We start from the raw sequence: 18,393 nt of genomic DNA, 5'->3' as shown, positions 1-18,393 counted from the left end.
ATGCTCAGCGATGCCGAACAGACCCTGCTTTCGCTGCTGCGCGAGAATGCGCGCGCCTCGACCGCCGAGCTGGCGCGGCGGCTTGGCGTCTCGCGGACAACCGTGCAGAGCCGGATCGAACGGCTGGAGCAGCGCGGCATCATATCAGGCTACGGCGTGCGGCTGGCGCCGGATTATGAGCAGGGGCTGGTGCGGGCGCATGTGCTGCTCACCGTGACGCCCAAGCTTGCCGACAAGGTGGTGCGCGGCCTGCGCGGTTTGGCGACGGTCAGGACGCTGCATTCGGTCAGCGGCAATTTCGACATGATCGTCATCGTCGATGCGCCATCAATCCGCGACCTCGACATGCTGCTCGATCAGATCGGCGCCATGGATGGAGTCGAGCGGACGCTGTCGTCGATCATCCTGTCGACGCGGATAGATAGGTGAGGGGACCTCTCAACCCAAGCTGGGCTTGAACAGCACCAGCCGTTTCGCCGGCTAATCCGTAGCCAGCGGAAAACGCACCACCACCGCAAGTCCCGGTCGGCAATCCTCGAGCGTGATCGATGCGCCGTGCAGATCGGCGATGGCCCGGACAAGGCTGAGCCCGAGGCCGCTGCCTGATGTCGAGCGGCTGTGGTCCAGCCGGTAGAGCCGCTGGAACACTTTCTCGCGCTCTGCCGCCGGAATGCCGGGACCGTTGTCGGCGACGCCCGCAACGACGCGTTCGTCCTGGCGCGCCACCGACAGCTTTATCGTCGTGCCCGATGGACAATGGCGCAACGCGTTCTCGACCAGATTGGCGAACATCTGCGTCAGCAGCTCGCGATCGCCATGGATCCGGTCCGTCGTTTCCTGTGGTTGCGCCAACGACAGCGACTTTCCGTCGTCCTCGGCAACATCGGCATAGATCTCGGCGATGGTTTGCAGCACCTCGCCCAGATCGACATCGGTGAACCGCGCCCGGCGGGCGCCGGCCTCGATCTGCGCGATGCGCAGCAGGGCATCGAAGGTCTCGTTGATCTGCAGGCTCTCGGCATGCGCCTCCGCCAGTTCAGCGGCGATTTTCCGGCCCGACAGGTTCTTTTCCGACGCGGTGTCGAGGATCATCTGCAACCGGTTGAGCGGCGTCTTCAGATCGTGGGCGATGTTGGCGCTGACCTGTTTCATGCCTTCGACCAGCGCCGACAGGCGGTCGAGCGCGGCATTGACCTGGCTGGAGACGATGTCGATGTCGTCGCCCTTGCCGGTCAGCGGAATGCGGGTGTCCAGCCGTCCATGCGAGACATCCACCATGGTGGCGGCGATGCCGTCGAGACGGCGCTGGACGCGCGAGGCGAGCAGGGCGCCGCCGGCGACCGCCAGCCCGGTGATGATCAGGGTTCCCCAGCCAAAGCTCATCAGCACGATCCTCTCCAGCTCCTCCGTCTCGGAAAGGCTGAAGGCGACGGTCAGCGTGTTGCCGCCGACCGGGCCGGAATAGGCGCGGTACTCGGCGCCGGGCGGCACGCCGGGCATTTCGGTGTCGAACATCGAGAAGCCGTCGGGAAGCCCTGCCGCGGTGAAGTTGCCGGCCAGGCGATTGCCCGTTGCGTCGGTCAACGAAAACAGCTGCTCCTTCTTGAGGCTGCGCAGGGAGTGGCTGCCGACGGTCTCAACCAGCTCCTTGAGATCGTTCTCGGCATAGGTCGCGGCGACGACCGCGTAGGTTTCCTTGATGGTGTCGTCGAGCCGCTCGGCAAGATCGGCGCTCATCATCTGGTAGACGATGGCGCCAGACAGGACGAAGGCCAGCACGAACAGGAAGGCGAAGGTCAGGGCAAGCCGGAATGGCGTGCTGCGCAGCAGGCGGGACCAGGTTCCGGTCATGGCGCGTGCAGGCTGTAGCCGGTGTTGCGGACGGTGTGGATGAGTTGGGTTTCGAAGGGCTTGTCGACCTTGGCCCGCAGCCGGCTGATATGGGTCTCGACGACGCTGGTCCTGGGATCGAAATGAAAATCCCAGACCCGCTCCAGAAGCATGGTGCGGGTGATGACGCGGCCTTCGCCGCGCATCAGCACTTCCAGCAAGCTGAACTCCCGCGGCTGCAGGTCGATTGGCTGGCCCCGCCTCGTGACGCGGCGCATGATCAGGTCCATTTCGAGGTCGGCGACCCGTAGGACGGTTTTCTGCTCCTGCGCCGCCGGCCGCCGGCCAAGCGCGTTGATGCGAGCGAGGAGTTCGGAAAAGGCGAAGGGCTTGACCAGATAGTCGTCCCCGCCGGCCTCGAGCCCCTCGACGCGGTCGTCGATGCCGCCGACGGAGGTGAGGAAGATCGCCGGCGTGCGCACGCCGGCGGCGCGCACCGCCTTGACCATCGACAGGCCGTCGAGACCGGGGATCATCCGATCGGCGACGATCACGTCGTATTTGCCCCGGGTCGCCGCGAACAGCCCGTCATGGCCGTTGCGCAGGAGATCGCAGACATGGCCGGCCTCGGTCAGTCCCCTGACGATATAGTCGGCCGTCCTGTGGTCGTCCTCGACGAGAAGCAGTCGCATGAAAGGTCCGGTCCGTTGCCGAGATGGACAGGCTATCACCGGCACGGGCTTGTTCCTAGGATGTCACGAAGGCGCAGGGATGGTGGCGCTAGAACGTTCACGATTGGCCGAAGCGGTGGGGTTTTCGGCAATTGTCAATGCTAGCGCATCCGCCCTGCACCTAGTCCAGGTCCAGCAACAGTTCATCGGCTTCGTCGGTTGTCCCCTTCAGGGTCATGTGCAGGACGAGCGCAATGATACAGCCGAGGAAGAGCAGGCTGGTGAAGATGGTGCCGAAGCCCAGGCCGCCATGCCTGGCCGATCGCGACAGCAGGTCACCGAAGGAGGCGCCGAGCGGCCGCGTCAGGATATAGGCGAGCCAGAAGGCCAGGATGCCGTCGAGATTGAGCAGCCAGTAGGCCAGCACGATGAGCGCGATGGCGCCGCCGAACAGCAGGCCTGTGGTGAGGTAGCCCATGTCGAAGCTTTCGGCGACGAGATCGCCGGCGGCGGTGCCGAGCGCGAAGGTCAAGAGGATCGCCAGCCAGTAGAAGATTTCGCGCCTGGTGGTGAAGATGGTGTGGATCGACAGCGTCCGTTCGCTGGCGTACCAGACCGCGAATGTCGCGGCGAGCGCAACCGAGAAGGCGATGGTCGTGGTCTGCAGGCGCACGCCGAAAGTGTCGACGAGATTGTCCGTCACCAGGGTGCCGACGATGCTGATCAGCACCACCGCCAGCCAGTAGGCCCACGGCACGTAACGCTTCTGCGCAAACTGCAGGACGAGGGCAGCGATCAGGATGCCGGTCATGATCAGCGAGGTGACGGTCAGCCCAAGCCCGATCGTGTCGGCAAAATAGTCCGCCGCGGTCTCGCCGGTGGTGACCGCCATCAACTTGATCACCCAGAAATCGAGAGTGACGTCGGGAACTCTGTTGTGGCTCGGTGGGGCGGGTTGTTGCCTGTTGGGCGCGAGCATGGCTGAAGTCCTGAGGTCGACGGTTGCGGCGGTGGCGATCCGCGCAGCGTAAGCAAACGAGTTCACGCCGGCCTGTCCGGCGGCATACAAATTCGTAAGAATGGACGTGGGCCGCGCAAAGTCCTTTACGAACGCCCGGCGCTGCGCCGATAGAGGGCGTGCGCCTTTCATCCGCCATCAATGTCATGCCCATTGCTCACGGGCACTCGTCAGTGCCCCAGGAAACACCAAATGACCTACGCTACCCTCAAGCCGGTTTCCCAGGCCTTCGACCAGCGCAAGCGCCTGATCTTCGTGCGGGTTGCGGCGGCGCTGGCGGTGTTGCTGCTGTTTCTCACCAAGCCGGGGCTGAGCGAGGGCTCCGACGGGCACGAAACGCTCGAATTCTTCGGCTTTTGCCTGGTGCTCGTCTGTGTCGTCGGGCGGCTGTGGAGCATTCTCTATGTCGGCGGCAAGAAGAACGAGGAACTGGTCTCGACGGGACCGTTCTCGACCACGCAGAACCCGCTCTATTTCTTCTCGACGGTCGGCGCGGTCGGCATTGGATTGCTCTACGGCTCGCTGATGACGGCCGTGGCGCTGGGCCTTGCCAGCTTTTTCATCTTTCGCGTCACGGCGCGCAAGGAAGCCGAATTTCTGCTCGGCAAGTTCGGCCCAGCCTATCTTGCCTACACCAAGAGCACGCCCCGGTTCTGGCCAAACCCGCTGCTCTACCGCGACGATGACGAACTGCAGTTCTCGACGCGGGCTTTGAAGCGCACGTTTTTCGACGGGCTCTATTTCCTCGCCATCTTCCCGGCCATCGAACTGGTCGAGCATTTCCGGGCGACCGGCATGCTGTTTCCGGCCTTCGTCACGCTCTACTGATCAGCTGGCTCTAGCTGCCGAGCGGATGCGGCATGTAGCCGACGAAGCCTGATATCTTCCAGCTTCCGCCGACCTTGCTGCAGAAATACAGCGTCTGCCATTTCAGCCGGTCGACGCTGCCGTCCGCCTTGGCGACCGAGCCGTCGAACTTCTTGTGCAGCACGGCGCGGTCGCCGTCGACGTCGATGTCTCGCATGTTGGTGACGCGAAACAGCGCCTCGCGCAGCGGCTCGGCGAATTTGGTCGCCGCCGTCTCTTTGGCCTGGCGCAGCCATTCGTCGCGATAGACTTCGAGCCTTGGAAACTGCAGCCGCCAGGCGTCGGCGTTGTGCAGGAAATGCGCATGCATGCCGAAGAAACTCTCGGCGACGAAATCGTCCTCGACCATGGCCCAGTCCTGGCCGATGAAGGCGTCGATGTCGCGCCGCACCAGCATTTCCCAGAGCGCGTGGCGATCGGCATCGCCTGATGGAAACGGGTTCTTGTCGTAGGTCATTGCTGCTGTCTCCGCTCTGGCAAATCCGTCTATGCGGTGCGGCTTCCAAGCCGCCCGTCAGCGCGTACGATGCAAGGGCTCTTGTAATAAAGCAACGCAGATTTCCAAGAATGTTGCTTTCCAACAAGGCCCCTATGAGGATCGGCCGGATCGGCGTAAATGTCGATCGAAGCGGGCGCTGCAATGGCACCCCGTCCTGTCATCAGAGGAGGCTTGTCCCTTGCCGAAACAGTGTTTTGGAACGTCGCATGTGCCGTTGTCGCCCGCCGTGCGGGCAGGCGATCTCGTCTATGTCTCGGGCCAGGTTCCCGTCGGCAGCGACGGCATCGTGGTCAAGGGCGGCATATCGGAACAGACCGAGCAGGTGCTCGCCAACGTCAAGGCCGCGCTGGCGCTGGCCGGCTGCACCATGGACGATGTGGTGAAGACCACCGTGTGGCTGGAAGACGCGCGCGATTTCGGCGCCTTCAACGCGGTCTATGCCAGGCACTTTCCGAAGAACCCGCCGGCCCGCACCACGGTCGAATCGCGGCTGATGATCGATATCAAGATCGAGGTCGAGGCGGTCGCCTATCGGCCTCTGTAAGCAAAGCAACGAGCGGAGGTTACTCCATGCAATTCGACCTCCTGCTGAAGGGCGGACGGCTGATCGATCCGGCCGCTGGCCTCGACGCGCTGCGCGATGTCGCCATCGCCAATGGCCGCGTTGCCGCGGTCGACGCCGATATCCCGGCGGACAGCGCCGCGCAGATCGTCGATGCCGGCGGCTGCATCGTCACGCCGGGCCTGGTCGACCTGCACAGCCACGTCTATTGGGGCGGCACGTCGCTTGGCGTCGATGCCGACCGGCTGGCCGCCAAGAGCGGCACCACCACCTTCATCGATGCCGGCAGTGCGGGCGCCGGCAATTTCCTCGGCTTCCGCCGCCATGTCATGGAGCGCTCGAAGGTTCGCATCCTGGCCTATGTCAACATTTCCTTTGCCGGCATTTTCGGCTTCTCGCAGACGGTGTCGGTCGGCGAGTGCAGCGATCTCAGGCTCTGCGAACCGCGCGAGGTTGTGGCTGCGGTGCGCGAGCACCGCGATGTCGTGGTCGGCGTAAAGGTTCGCTCGGGCAAGCATGCCGGCGGCACCAGCGGCATCGCGCCGGTGGATCTGGCGCTGGAGGCCGCCGACCAGGCCGGCCTGCCGCTGATGGCGCATATCGACGAACCGCCGCCCGGCCGCTCGGAAGTGCTGCCGCGCCTGCGCAAGGGCGACATTCTCACCCATTGCTTCCGGCCTTTCCCGAATGCGCCGGTGTTCGCTTCCGGCGCGGTGCGGCCCGACATGCGGCTGGCGCGCGAGCGCGGCGTCATCTTCGACATCGGCCACGGCATGGGCTCGTTCGATTTCGCCGTCGCCCGCGCCATGCTCGAAGAAGGGCTGGCGCCCGACGTGATCTCGAGCGACGTGCATCTCTACTGCGTCGACGGTCCCGCCTTCGACATCCTCGTCTGCATGTCGAAGCTCCTGGCGCTCGGCATGCCGCTGGTCGAGGTCCTGCGCGCCGCCACGCAAGCGCCGGCGCAGGCGATCGCGCGGCCTGACCTGGGCACACTGGCCGTCGGCACGGTCGGCGACGTCGCCGTGCTCCGTCAGCGCCCGGGCCGCTTCACCTTCGTCGACGCGGTCGGCGCGTCATTGGTCGCCGATCAGAGACTGGTGTGCGAAGGCATCGTTATCGGCGGCACCTGGTGGCCGAACGAAGCGGTCAACGATGTCAGCGAGACTGAGCGGTTTGTGGCGCATGCCGCGCATACCCATGTCGAGGTTGCGGCGAGGCACTTTGGGCATCGGCACGACTAGCTGATCTCGCCAGCTTGTGCCTGTCTTGGGACTGTGCGCTTGGCGAATGGCTTCCCCCACTCCGTCGCTGCTTCGCAGCGCCACCTCTCCCCCCTCCGGAGCGAGAGGAAGGAGCCAAGGGCGGCGAACTCGCGCCTTCCTCTCCCTCGCCGATCTGTGTGGCGCCCTTCCTCTACCCCGTCGATCGGGGGAGAGGTGGCGAGCGAAGCTCGACGGAGTGGGGGTCGACTTTACCCGGCGTTGCTCACCGCCCCGTAAACCGGCGTCTCAATGCCTTCCATCCGCGCCTTGATCTGCAGCGCCACATATTTCGAATAGAAGCGCGACAGCGCCAGATTGCCGCCGTGGAACCAGAGCGCTTCCTGGGCGGTCGGCTTCCACATATTGCGCAGCTCGCCTTGCCAGGGGCCGGGGTCGCCCTTGACGCCGGAGCCAAGGCCCCAGCACGGGCCGACCTTGTCGGCGACTTCGCGCGAAACGATCGCGGCGACATTCTCGTTCATCGACTGATAGCCGGTGCAGGCGATGATGGCGTCGGCGGCGAGTTCACTGCCGTCCTCGAACAGGATGCCGCTCGGGGTCAGCGACTTGATGGCGACGCCGCTGCGGATGCCGATCTTGCCGTCGATGATCAGGTCGGAGGCGCCGACATCGATGTAGTAGCCGGAGCCGGTGCGGTAGGCCTTCATCAGAAGGCCGGTCTCGTCGTCGCCGAAATCGATGGCGAAGCCGGCGGCGCGCAAGCGGTCGTAGAAGGCCGCGTCGCGCGCCTTGATCACCTCGTAAAGCGCCTGCTGGCCCTTGGGCACCAGCGCGAACGGCGTCGAGGCGACGATCATGTCGGCCTTCTCGGTGGTGATGCCGCGCGACAGTGCGTCTTCCGAGAAGATCTCGAAGCCGACTTCCATCAGCGTGTCCGACTTGACCACTGTCGTCGGCGAACGCTGGATCATGGTGACCTCGGCGCCGCTCTCCCAGAGGTCGACGCAGACATCGTGGCCGGAGCTTGCAGCGCCAATGACGGCGACTTTCCTGCCGCGGAATTTGTCGCCGCTGGCATACTGGCTGGAGTGCAGCAGCTCGCCCTTGAACCGGCCGGCGCCCGGCAGATCGATCCGCCGCGGCGGGCCGTAGGCGCCGGTGGCGAAGACGATGTGCTTGGGCTTCAGCGTGATCTGCCGGCCGACGCGGTCGACGACCACGGTCCAGACTTTTTCGGCCTCGTCATAGCTGGCGCTGAGGCATTTGGTGGCGACCCAGTAGTTGAGCTCCATGACGCGCGTATACATTTCCAGCCAGTCGCCCATCTTGTCCTTGGGCGTGAACACCGGCCAGTTTTCGGGGAAGGGAATGTAGGGCAGATGGTCGTACCAGACCGGATCGTGCAGCACGAGCGTGCGGTAGCGGTTGCGCCATGAGTCACCCGGCCTGGCATTCTTCTCGATGACGATGGCCGGCACGCCGAGCTGGCGCAGTCGCGCCCCCAGCATGATGCCGCCCTGGCCGCCGCCGATGACCAGGCAATAGGGCTGTTCATCAGTGCCGAGTTCGCGCGTCTCGCGCGCCCGCGCCTCCGACCAGGTCTCGCGCTGGGGATCGGCCTTGTGGCGCACGCCGAGCGGCCGCGCCGCGCCCTTGCGCTCCTCGAAGCCCTTGAGGTCGGCCATCGCCGTGAACAATGTCCGGCAGCGGCCGTCGCGCAGCCGCATGATGCCCTCCCCCCTGGCCACCACGGTTTCGAAGCTGAACCAGGCCTCGATGGTGCCGTCGTCCGAGGTCGCCTCGCCGGTCAGCCGCCACGCGCTCGGCTTGGCCGTCGCCAGCGTCGTCGCCAGCATGTCGGCGATCGCCGCGCGGCCTTCCACGGTCGTGATGTTCCAGGTGAAGGTCAGGAGATCGCGCCAGTAGCAATCGTCGACGAAGAGGTTGCTCGCCGCCGCAGCGTCGCCGGCTGCGAGTGCCTGTGCCAGGGATTCGAGCCATGCGGCGGCCTGTTTCGTCGGTGCTATTTCGAGCATCTCTTTCCCTCTTTCGTTTCATGTCCGGCTTCCCTTCTCCCACAAGGGGAGAAGGTGGCCTCACGAAGTGAGGTCGGATGAGGGGTGCTCCAGCTTGGCGCCGACGGCACTCCGTCACCCACCCCTCAACCGTCTCGGCGCTACGCGCCGATCCACCTTCTCCCACAAGGGGAGAAGGAAAAGCGCAGCCCTAGTCTCCGAGCGGCTCCATCTCCTTGCCGGTGCGGTGGATCTGGGCGTTGTATTTGATGCGGCGCACCGTCTCGCGGGCCGAGCCGTCGAGCTTGTAGGCGGAGGCCACCGCCAGCAGGTCGATCGCCGCCAGAAAGGCGAAGCGCGATGCCGTCGGCTTCAGCGTGTCGGGATATTCCGGCACCGCCACCGTCAGCCTGACGTCGCAGGTGCGGGCGAGCTCGGTGTCGGGCGCGGTCACGGCGATCGCATTGGCGCGGTAATGCTTGGCGAGCTCGACGGCCTCGATCACCTCGCGGGTGCGTCCCGTCGCCGAAATGGCGATCACCAGATCGCCGGGCTTGAGCGTCGAGGCGGTCATGCGCATCAGATAGGGATCGCACTGGGCGCTGACTGTTATGCCGTAGCGGAACAGCCGGTATTGGGTTTCCTGCGCCAGCGCCGAGGAGCTGCCGCCGAGGCCGAAGACCGTGACCTGGCGCGCCTTGGCGATCAGCTCGGCGGCCTTCTGCAGCTGGGCCGGGTCGAGCTGCCGCTCGGCCTCCTGCAGCGCCCGGCGCGCCTCGCCGAACACGGCGTTCCAGAACGGCATGCCATTGTCATTGCTGACGGAAGGCGACTTGGCCAGGTAGAGCGCGCCGACGACGAGGCTCTGCGCCAGCTTCAGCTTGAAATCGCGCACGCCCTCGCAGCCGATGGCGCGGCAGAACCGGGTCACCGTCGGTTCGCTGACCCCGGCGCGCTGGGCAAGGGCGGCGTTGGAGGCGTCGACGGCATATTTGACGTCGTCGAGAACGACATCGGCGACACGCCGTTCGGCCGGGCGCAATTCGCTGTAGGAATCCTTGACCAGCGAGATGATGTCGGGGATGCGCCGGACAGGATCGCGTCTCTCGGTATCGGGGCCTGGAACAGGCTCGTCCTGGCTGCCAGCGTCGGTCATGGGGTCCTGGTCTTTCCCTGGGTTGCGAGGCTGTCGTCTTAGCATGTTTGCACGCCCTGGCTCCACGTGCCCGACCGGATCGCAACCGCAGCGTGTCGTTGGGGAAAGCTCACCTTCCTCCGTTCCTCTCCGGTCCGTGTCAGTTCCGAAGTATGTAGGAAAGCAACATGCATTTCAAGGCCGTAAAACCGACGGTAAAACAAGATGATAGGTATACTAATCGATTTTCGCGATACGGCCGCTATCGTCGGTGCTTGACAGGAAAGTAGGATAGTTACAGACTGATTTTCGCTGGGGATGAGCCAATGGATCATCGCGCAATCTTCCCGGGGGGCAGATGAACACGGGCGATGCAAAAAAGCCGAAGCTTGGCGTGCAGGCAGCCACCAAGATCTATCACACGGCCTCCGGCGACCTGCTGGCGCTGGACCGCTGCAGCCTCGATGTCAGCGTCAATGAAATCGTCTCGATCGTCGGCCCTTCCGGCTGCGGCAAGACCACGCTTTTGTGGTCGATGTCGGGCCTGCACAGCCTGACCAGTGGCGAGATCCGGCTCGACGGCAAGGCCATCACCGGTCCGCATCCCGATATCGGCATCGTCTTCCAAGAGGCGAACCTCCTGCCGTGGCGCAACCTCGACGCCAACATCCGCTTCCCCTTCGAGATCAAGAGCGAGAAGCCGGACCGGGCGTGGATCGCGCATCTGCTCAACCGGGTCGGGCTTGATGGCTTCGGCGGCAAGTTTCCGCGCGAGCTGTCGGGCGGCATGCAGCAGCGCGCGGCGATCGTGCGGGCGCTGGCGCTAAAGCCCTCGGTGCTTTTGATGGACGAGCCGTTCGGCGCGCTCGACAGTTTCACCCGCGAGGAGATGAACCGGCTGGTCGAGGAGATCTGGCTCGACACCAAGACAACCATCGTCTTCATCACCCACAGCATCGAGGAAGCGATTTTTCTCTCGGACCGGGTGGTGGTGCTGAGCGCCCGGCCTGGCCGCGTCGCCAAGGAATACCGCGTGCCGTTCCCACGGCCGCGTTCGCTGGAGATCATGGCGACGAAGGAGGTCTTCGACCTCACCAACCGGATCAAGATGGACATTGTCGGCGAACGCACGCGGCCAAAAGCCCCGGAGCGCCCGAGCGCCGAAATCGTGAGGATCAGGCCGTGAGCGGGGGCGATGCCATTCCGGAATTCTCAAAGTCCAAGTCGGGCGCCAAGGCGGGCGACGGCCATGAGGTCAGCCTGACCAACCTTTCCGCCTTCGCCAGCGGCCCCGGCATCAAGTCGGGCAAGGAGGTGGCGGCCATTCTTGTCGTGGCGGTGATCATCATCGGCGGCATCGAACTGGCGCTGCGGCTGTTCCACGTGCCGCTCTATATCATGCCGCCGCCGAGCTCGATCGCTTATGCGCTGTTCGACGAGTTTCCGCTGATCGCGCCGCATCTCGGCTACACGCTGGTCGAGCTGGTGTCCGGCTTCACCATCGGCGCCATCATCGGCCTGGTGCTGGCCGCCGTCATCACCCAATTCCCGTTCGCAGAGAAGATCGTCGCGCCTTACATCCTGCTTCTGGTCACCACGCCGATGCTGGCGCTGGTGCCGCTTCTGATCCTGCGCTTCGGCTTCGGCTACACGCCGCGCATCATCGCGGTGGCACTGGCCGCCGGGCCGATGGTGATGATCAATGCGGCGACAGGCTTTCGCCGCGTCGACAGCGCCAAGATTGCGCTGGCGCGTTCCTATGGCGCCAGCACCCTGCAGATCTTCTGGAAGATCCGTGCGCCGATGGCGCTGCCGATGATCCTGGTCGGGCTGATGATCGGCGCCATCTTCGGCCTGCTGACCGCGGTCGGCGCGGAAATGGTCGGCGGCGGTTTCGGCCTCGGCAACCGGCTGACCACCTATTCGTCGATGATCCAGATGCCGCAGTTCTTCGCAGTGGTGCTGATCCTGTCGACGCTCGGCATCCTGATCTACGTGCTGTTCTTCCTGATCGGCAAGAAATGGGCGAGCTGGGAGGCTTGAACACAGGGATATGACGGCGCCCGGGAGGCGGGCGGCAAGAAACTGACATCAAACAAAAAAGGGGAATGCCATGACCAAAGAGAACTCGATCAACCCGGCGGGGATCAGCCGCCGCTACTTCCTGCAGGTCACCGGCGCCGGGCTGGTGACGGCGACGGCGCTTGGCGCCACCGGCCTGAAGGCCAGGGCCGAACCCTACGGAAAATTCACCTGGATCTCGCCGCGCGGCACGCTCGAAGTGCTCGACGACTATCCCTACTGGGCGGCCAAGAAGGCCGGCTATTTCGACGGGCTGGACACCGACATGCAGCCGGGACCATCGGACGGCACCGCGACGGTGAAGTTCGTCGATGTCGGCCAGGCCGATATGGGCTTCCCGTCGCCCGGCGTGTTCTCCTTCGCCATCCAGAACGGCATGAAGCTGAAGTCGGTGTTCCATATGGGCGCGCGCGACACGTTCAGCATCGCCTTCCGCAAGGGCGAGGGATCGAACGACCTGAAGAAGCTGGAAGGCAAGACCATCCTGCTCGGCTCCGCCGCCTGGCAGTCGATCACCGACCCGCTGCTGGCCGCGCAGGGCGTCGACATCAAGAAGGTGAAATATGTCGAGGCCGGCTGGCCGACCTGGGGAACGGCGCTGGCCGGCGGCCAGGGCGACGCCGCCCTGTCGTGGGAAGGGCTGCGCGCCGAATGGATCGCCAAGGGGCTCGACTTCGAATACTGGCTCGGCGTGCAGAATTCGAAGCTGCCGGCCAACACCTTCGTCGTGCGTGCCGCCGATCTCGAGGATCCCGACCGCAAGGCGTTTTTGGAAAAGTACCTGCGCGGCTGGGCGATGGGCCTCGAATTCGGCTACCAGAATCCACGCGCGGCGGTCGAAGCGGTGTTCGAGCAGTTCCCGACGCTGGCCAAGAATCTCGGGCCGGAGCTCGGCACCACCTCGATCCTGCAGCAGATCAACGTTTTCCGCGGCGACATGGACAAGCGCGGCGGCTGGGGCTCGCACGACATGGCGAGCTGGCAGGGCTTCTTCGACGAAATCCACAAGATCGGCCAGATCACCGCTCCGGTGAAGGCCGAGGATGTCTGCACCAACGATCTGATCGGCCCGGCCAATGATTTCGACAAGGCCAAGGTCAAGGCCGATGCCGACGGCGTCAAGCTGTCGGAAGGTTTTGCCGCGCTCGATGTCGAGAAGATCAAGGCGCATCTGTTCGATTCGGCGGTGAAGTAGGGCTGCGCAACGGGTCATGTCGGCCGCCCTCCATTACCCTGCCTTGGCTCCTTTCCTCTCCCTCCGGAGGGGGGAGAGGTGGCGCCGCGAAGCGGCGACGGAGTGGGGAAAGGCGTTCGTCAAACGCGCAGTCGCCACAAGACAGGCACAATCTGACGAGCAAGAGACCTCAAGCGCGCGGCGAGGGTCTCGACCCCCACTCCGTCGAGCTTCGCTCGACACCTCTCCCCCGATCGACGGGGGAGAGGAAAGGGCCGGGCAATGAGCGGCGGCGCTGACCTGAGGTGATTGTCTCGGATAGACATACGAGCGGCAACCGATCGCCGCGCACAATTCAATCAAAACCTGGGAGATATTCGGTGTCCGACAAGGTAAAAGTGCTGGTGGTGGGTCTCGGCAATATGGGTGCGTCGCATGCCAGCGCCTATCACCGGCTCGACGGTTTCGAGATCGTCGGCATCATGAGCCGGTCGATCAAGAGCAACACGAAGATTCCGGAAGAGTTAGCCGGCTACCCACTCTACGAGGATTTCGACCAGGCGCTGAAGGAAACAAAAGCGGACGCCGTCTCGATCAACAGCTGGCCGAACACCCACGCCGAATACGCGCTGAAGGCAATCGCCGCCAACTGCCATGTGTTCATGGAAAAGCCGCTCGCCACCAACAACGAGGATGCCGAGAAGGTGGTCGCGGCGGCGCGGGCCAAGAACCGCAAGCTGGTGCTCGGCTATATTCTGCGCGTGCATCCGTCGTGGATCAAGTTCATCGAGGTCGGCAAGACGCTCGGCAAGCCGCTGGTGATGCGGCTCAACCTCAACCAGCAGAGCAGCGGCAGCGCCTGGCACTGGCACAAGAACCTGATCGATTCGCTGATCCCGATCGTCGATTGCGGCGTCCACTATGTCGACGTCATGTGCCAGCTGACCGGCGCCAAGCCGGTGCGCGTGCACGGCATCGGCGCCAAGCTCTGGGCGGAAGCCGACAAGCAGAATTACGGCCATCTGCACGTCACCTTCGATGACGGTTCGGTCGGCTGGTACGAGGCGGGCTGGGGCCCGATGATGAGCGAGACGGCCTATTTCGTGAAGGACGTCGTCGGCCCCAAGGGCGCGGTGTCGATCGTCGCCGGCCAGCAGGCAAGCAGTGTTGCCGAGCTGGCAGAGGTTTCGAATTCCGCCGACATCGACCGCCACACCAAGACCGATGCGCTGAAGATCCACTATGCCGCTGTCGACGGCGACAAGAATTTCTCCAAACCCGACGAGATCGTCAGCATGGAGGACGAACCCGGCCACCAGGAACTGTGCGATCGCGAGCAGGCCTTCTTCCTGCGCGCCATCCGCGAGGATCTCGACCTCACCGAGCAGATGGATGCGGCGGTCAACAGCCTGCGCATCGTGCTGGCCGCCGAGCAGAGCATCGCACTGGGACGGACCATCGACCTGGCCTGAAGTCGCGCCAGCCCCCCTCATCCGGCCGCTTCGCGGCCACCTTCTCCCCGTTGGGGAGAAGAGGGTGGCGCTGGCGCTGCAAGTCTCCTCTCCCCTCGGGGAGAGGTCAGCCGAGCGAAGCGGAGGCTGGGTGAGGGGGCCGATGCCCCAATACAGTTCTCCGCAGGAGCAGCATCAACACAAGCTATCCGCCGAAGGAGAGAGATATGGCCGCCGTCACCGACAGTCTGCTGAAAACCTATGCCGAGTCCGACGCGCTGGACCTTGCGGCGCTGGTGAAGCGCGGCGACGTTACCCCGGCGGAGCTGGTGGAAGCGGCGATCACGCTGGTCGAGCGGCTCAACCCGACGCTCAATGCGGTCATCCATCGCCTCTACGACATGGCGCGCGGCCAGGCGCAGACGGTCGACACATCAGCGCCCTTCGCCGGCGTGCCATTCCTGCTCAAGGAGCTGGCCTCGTCCTGGACCGGGGCGCCGAACACCAACTCCTCATTCTACCTGAAAGATGTCGTCGCCGATTTCGACACCGAAGTGGTTCGCCGCATGAAGGCGGCCGGGCTGGTGCTGGTCGGCAAGTCGAACGCCCCAGAAAATGGCTGGTCGATCACCACCGAGCCAAAGCTCTACGGCGCGACGAAGAACCCGTGGAAGGAAGGCATCACGCCCGGCGGCTCCAGCGGCGGAGCGGCCGCGGCGATTGCTTCGCGCATGGTGCCGATCGCCGAAGCCAGCGATGGCGCCGGCTCGATCCGCATCCCGGCCTCCTGCTGCGGCATCGTCGGCCTGAAGCCGTCGCGCGGCCGCGTCAGCCTTGCGCCGTTCGGCGACTATTGGTATGGCGGCGCCTATTTCCTCTGCTGCTCGCGCACGGTGCGCGACACGGCGGCCTATCTCGACGCGGTCGCCGGCGCGCTGCCGGGCGACCCCTACACGCCGCCGGTTCCTGATGGCAGCTGGCTCAGCCTGTCGGCGCGGGCGCCAACGAAGCTGCGCATCGGCTTTTCCGTCACGCCGCCCAACGGCACCGCGATCGATCCGGAGGTGAAGGCGGCGGTGCTGGAGACCGTGGCTGTACTCGAGCGGCTCGGCCACCATGTCGAGGAGCATGACATGCCGCTCGACGCCGATGCTGTGTGGAAGACCTACACCAACATGACCTGCGTGCAGACGGCGGCGACCTTCGACTACCTTGAAACGGTGATGGGGCGGTCGGTGACACCGGGCGATGTCGAGGCGGTGACCTTCGCGATCATCGAGCGCGGCCGTGCGACCAGCGGCACCAGGCACATCTCCGACGTCGAGCAGCTCAGGCAGGTCGGCCGCGACATCGTCGGCGACCTTGGCGCCTACGATCTCTTCATCACCCCGACGCTGACGCAGCTGCCGCGCCCGCTCGGCTATTACGACATGTCGGAGACGGATATCGACCGCTACAATGCCAAATGGACGGACGCGGTGTTTGCCTTCCCCTTCAACATCTCCGGCCAGCCGGCGATCTCGCTGCCGCTCGGCTGGTCGAAAGACGGCGTCCCGATCGGCGTGCAGCTGGTCGGCCGCTACGGCGACGAGGCAACGGTGCTGGCCGCGTCGGCGCAGCTGGAACAAGAGATGCCGTGGAGGGGGAGAAGGCCGGCGGTGAGTGGTTAGGTGCTTGGCACCCCACCGCCGAGTTCCGTGGCGCCCCCTCTGTCCTGCCGGACATCTCCCCCTCAAGGGGGGAGATTACGCGCTCAACAGCCTTCGCCAAATCATCTACACGGTAAGGTGGGCGAGACGGCGAAGCTGCCAATCTCCCCCCTTGAGGGGGAGATGCCCGGTAGGGCAAGGGGGGCGTAGAGCGCTGTCCCTGCAGTGACCCGCCTCGTTATCCAATCCTCTCCAGCCGTCGCGGCAGCCTGTTCATCGGCTTGGGCCCGTCCGGCGTGATCAGGAACTGGTCCTCGAGATTGAAGCTGGCGAGGCCGTCTATGTAGAGCGGGATCTCGAAGGCCAGCACCATGCCGGTTTCGATCACGACATCGCTGTCGGCGGCGATGAACGGCCATTGTTCGGAAAACACCGACTGGCCGACGCCATGGCCGAAATGGCCGCGGCGGTAGGTGCGCAGCCCTTGCCGCGCCAGGCTGTCGGTGGCGACGCAATGCACGTGGGCGAGCGTGGTTCCCGCAACAAGGGACGCCAGCCCGTCGTCAAAGGCCCGCTCGGCAATGGCGTGCAGTTCGGCCTGCTCGGCGGATGGCGGCCCGAAGGTGAAGTTGCGCGACATGTCGGAGGCGTAGCCGCCGACCGTGCAGACCATGTCGCACTTCAGCGGATCGCCAGGCATCGCTTTCGCATCGGCATCTTTGGCCCGAGCGCCCAGCGTCACATATTCGGCAGTTTGGACCGGATGAGACAGGCCGGACGCGGCCGTGGCGACACCTTGCCGGTAGAGGGCAATGAGATCGGCCTGGCGCATGCCGGCCATCGCATCGACCTGCAGCCGCTCCAGCCCGGCTTCCGACAGGATGATGCCTTGCTGCAGCAGGTCGATCTCGCGCGGCGACTTGATGGCCCGCAACCTGTCGAGCACGGCCGAGCCGTCGACCATCGTGCAGGCCGGCAACAGCGCCTGCATGACCGAGAAATCGGCGGCGGGCACAAAATCGAGGTCGACGCCGACCCTTGCGCGCCCGAGCCCGAACCCGGTCAGGATCTGCTTCAGCTCGTCGACGGCACGAGCGAGTTCGAATGTCGCGGGCCGAGAAAAACCCGGCGCCCGGCCGGCAAGGCCGGCCTCGATGCGTTGCGGCAACCCTTGCCCTGACGTCGAGGCGTCCAGCGTGGCGGCTTCGATCCAGATCGGGTGGCTGCGGATGACAGCATCCGGCAGAACCCGCTGCAATTGTCCCGCATTGAAGTCCGCCACCACGACGCCGATCGGCAGGTCTCGGCCAGCCGGGATGACGACAAAGCCGGCGCCGGCGCGCCGGAACAGTCCCGCCGGGCCGATCGAGGCTCCGGTCGCATAGTGGAAGGCCTCGGGCGCGCACAGCACCAGCGCCTCGATGCCGGCGCGGTCCATCAGTTGCGCCGCGCGCTGGCGGTCGACAAAGCCTGTCATGGGTTTCTCCACTGTCCGAAGCGGCAACGGAGCATTCCGGGCATCGACAATCAAGCCGCTGACAACAGCTACTTGATCGATTCCAGCTTGGCGACGGCAGCGGTGAAGCCAGCCAGCGACACCGGGATGGTGACCGGCTTGCGGGTGACCGATTCCATGCCGATGTTCAGATTGGTCCCCGACTTCATGGCCTTGATGAGATCCGCCGACAGCGGCGTGGCGGCATAGGCGCCGTTCTGGTCGCTGGTCTGGATGGCAATCGTCGTCTTCTGGCCCTGGTCGATCTGGAAGGAGGCGCCGGACGGCAGGAACAGGCCGTGCGGCAGGGCAAGCAGCATGGCGAGGCTGCCATTGCCGTTGTCGCGGCGCACGGTCACGGTCAGCACGCGCTGCCCGGTCTTGGCCTCGGTCAGGTTCTGCGAAAGCTGGCACTGAAGCTCGGTGGTCGCCGAACCGCTGGAGCAGTTCATCGCCCACGGATTGGCATCGGCCGGTTTTGCATTGGTTTCAGCCGGCTTTGGCTGGGCCGGCTTGGCATCTTCGGCGAGGGCCGGGCCGGTGGCCAGAGCAAGCCACAGGGCGGCCAGCCCCGCGGCCATGCCAAGTAAATTAGATCTAGCTAAAGTAAATGTCATGTTGTTTTGCCGGATGCCTTGCATGTTTCCTCGCCGCGCCCGGTATTCTCCCGAGCATGGCTTGATACAACACCCGCGACTGTTCCGGAAGCCGAGCAGGAG

At 64.8% G+C, this 18,393-nt stretch carries 17 protein-coding genes; 9 read left to right on the top strand and 8 right to left on the bottom strand.

The genetic code is table 11. The features are described 5' to 3' along the window. Positions 1 to 429: an Lrp/AsnC family transcriptional regulator gene (locus EOC83_RS25255; protein WP_013528746.1), complete on the top strand. Its 429-nt coding sequence runs from the start codon at positions 1 to 3 to the stop codon at positions 427 to 429. A gap of 51 nt (positions 430 to 480) precedes the next feature. On the opposite strand, the gene EOC83_RS25250 is transcribed toward EOC83_RS25255, so the two are convergent. The 3 genes from EOC83_RS25250 to EOC83_RS25240 form a co-directional block, all read right to left on the bottom strand. Then, entirely contained in the window at positions 481 to 1,851 is a 1,371-nt protein-coding gene (locus tag EOC83_RS25250) for a HAMP domain-containing sensor histidine kinase (protein ID WP_024504077.1), read from the bottom strand. Then, on the bottom strand, positions 1,848 to 2,522 hold the full coding sequence (locus EOC83_RS25245) for a winged helix-turn-helix domain-containing protein (RefSeq protein WP_013528748.1): 675 nt from the start codon (positions 2,520 to 2,522) through the stop codon (positions 1,848 to 1,850). The genes EOC83_RS25250 and EOC83_RS25245 overlap by 4 nt, the downstream gene beginning before the upstream one ends. A gap of 160 nt (positions 2,523 to 2,682) precedes the next feature. Beyond that, on the bottom strand, positions 2,683 to 3,480 hold the full coding sequence (locus EOC83_RS25240) for a hypothetical protein (RefSeq protein ID WP_063170407.1): 798 nt from the start codon (positions 3,478 to 3,480) through the stop codon (positions 2,683 to 2,685). 231 nt (positions 3,481 to 3,711) lie between these two features. On the opposite strand from EOC83_RS25240, the gene EOC83_RS25235 reads away from it, so the two are divergent. Then, on the top strand, positions 3,712 to 4,347 hold the full coding sequence (locus EOC83_RS25235; RefSeq protein WP_063169592.1) for an isoprenylcysteine carboxylmethyltransferase family protein: 636 nt from the start codon (positions 3,712 to 3,714) through the stop codon (positions 4,345 to 4,347). Between the two features lie 10 nt (positions 4,348 to 4,357). Here EOC83_RS25235 and EOC83_RS25230 read toward each other — a convergent pair whose 3' ends face one another. Further along, positions 4,358 to 4,843, bottom strand: a complete 486-nt coding sequence (locus tag EOC83_RS25230) for a hypothetical protein (protein ID WP_027162851.1) — start codon at positions 4,841 to 4,843, stop codon at positions 4,358 to 4,360. 220 nt (positions 4,844 to 5,063) lie between these two features. Here EOC83_RS25230 and EOC83_RS25225 point away from each other — a divergent pair, with 220 nt between their 5' ends. After that, positions 5,064 to 5,429 (top strand): RidA family protein, encoded by a 366-nt coding sequence (locus EOC83_RS25225; RefSeq protein ID WP_063169591.1) that lies wholly within the window; start codon positions 5,064 to 5,066, stop codon positions 5,427 to 5,429. A gap of 26 nt (positions 5,430 to 5,455) precedes the next feature. Further along, positions 5,456 to 6,691, top strand: coding sequence for an amidohydrolase/deacetylase family metallohydrolase (locus EOC83_RS25220; protein WP_063169590.1), 1,236 nt, complete (start codon positions 5,456 to 5,458; stop codon positions 6,689 to 6,691). A gap of 230 nt (positions 6,692 to 6,921) precedes the next feature. Here EOC83_RS25220 and EOC83_RS25215 read toward each other — a convergent pair whose 3' ends face one another. Both EOC83_RS25215 and EOC83_RS25210 read right to left on the bottom strand, forming a co-directional pair. Beyond that, positions 6,922 to 8,709: an NAD(P)/FAD-dependent oxidoreductase gene (locus tag EOC83_RS25215; RefSeq protein ID WP_063169589.1), complete on the bottom strand. Its 1,788-nt coding sequence runs from the start codon at positions 8,707 to 8,709 to the stop codon at positions 6,922 to 6,924. 190 nt (positions 8,710 to 8,899) lie between these two features. Beyond that, positions 8,900 to 9,844, bottom strand: coding sequence for a MurR/RpiR family transcriptional regulator (locus tag EOC83_RS25210; protein WP_063169588.1), 945 nt, complete (start codon positions 9,842 to 9,844; stop codon positions 8,900 to 8,902). 337 nt (positions 9,845 to 10,181) lie between these two features. Between EOC83_RS25210 and EOC83_RS25205 the strand changes: the two genes are divergently transcribed. The 5 genes from EOC83_RS25205 (at position 10,182) to EOC83_RS25175 (ending at position 16,200) form a co-directional block, all read left to right on the top strand. Further along, positions 10,182 to 11,009, top strand: a complete 828-nt coding sequence (locus tag EOC83_RS25205) for an ABC transporter ATP-binding protein (RefSeq protein ID WP_013528756.1) — start codon at positions 10,182 to 10,184, stop codon at positions 11,007 to 11,009. Then, positions 11,006 to 11,866 (top strand): ABC transporter permease, encoded by an 861-nt coding sequence (locus EOC83_RS25200; protein ID WP_063169587.1) that lies wholly within the window; start codon positions 11,006 to 11,008, stop codon positions 11,864 to 11,866. The genes EOC83_RS25205 and EOC83_RS25200 overlap by 4 nt, the downstream gene beginning before the upstream one ends. A gap of 70 nt (positions 11,867 to 11,936) precedes the next feature. Beyond that, entirely contained in the window at positions 11,937 to 13,100 is a 1,164-nt protein-coding gene (locus EOC83_RS25195; RefSeq protein WP_013528758.1) for an ABC transporter substrate-binding protein, read from the top strand. A gap of 359 nt (positions 13,101 to 13,459) precedes the next feature. Next, positions 13,460 to 14,551, top strand: a complete 1,092-nt coding sequence (locus tag EOC83_RS25180; RefSeq protein ID WP_063169586.1) for a Gfo/Idh/MocA family oxidoreductase — start codon at positions 13,460 to 13,462, stop codon at positions 14,549 to 14,551. Positions 14,552 to 14,757: 206 nt separating this feature from the next. Further along, positions 14,758 to 16,200 (top strand): amidase, encoded by a 1,443-nt coding sequence (locus EOC83_RS25175; protein ID WP_063169585.1) that lies wholly within the window; start codon positions 14,758 to 14,760, stop codon positions 16,198 to 16,200. Positions 16,201 to 16,417: 217 nt separating this feature from the next. Here the strand turns inward: EOC83_RS25175 and EOC83_RS25165 are convergent, their stop codons facing one another. Together EOC83_RS25165 and EOC83_RS25160 are read right to left on the bottom strand one after the other, a co-directional pair. Further along, positions 16,418 to 17,656 (bottom strand): Xaa-Pro peptidase family protein, encoded by a 1,239-nt coding sequence (locus EOC83_RS25165; protein ID WP_063169584.1) that lies wholly within the window; start codon positions 17,654 to 17,656, stop codon positions 16,418 to 16,420. A 68-nt stretch (positions 17,657 to 17,724) separates the two neighbouring features. Beyond that, complete coding sequence (locus EOC83_RS25160; RefSeq protein WP_244514247.1) at positions 17,725 to 18,255, bottom strand: invasion associated locus B family protein; 531 nt, start codon at positions 18,253 to 18,255, stop codon at positions 17,725 to 17,727. Positions 18,256 to 18,393: the final 138 nt, after the last annotated feature.

This window comes from Mesorhizobium sp. Primo-A, from assembly GCF_003997175.1.
GTDB lineage: Bacteria > Pseudomonadota > Alphaproteobacteria > Rhizobiales > Rhizobiaceae > Mesorhizobium > Mesorhizobium ciceri.
The sequence above is the reverse complement of the archived record's forward strand: the minus strand, read 5'-3'. Positions and strand labels throughout refer to the sequence as shown.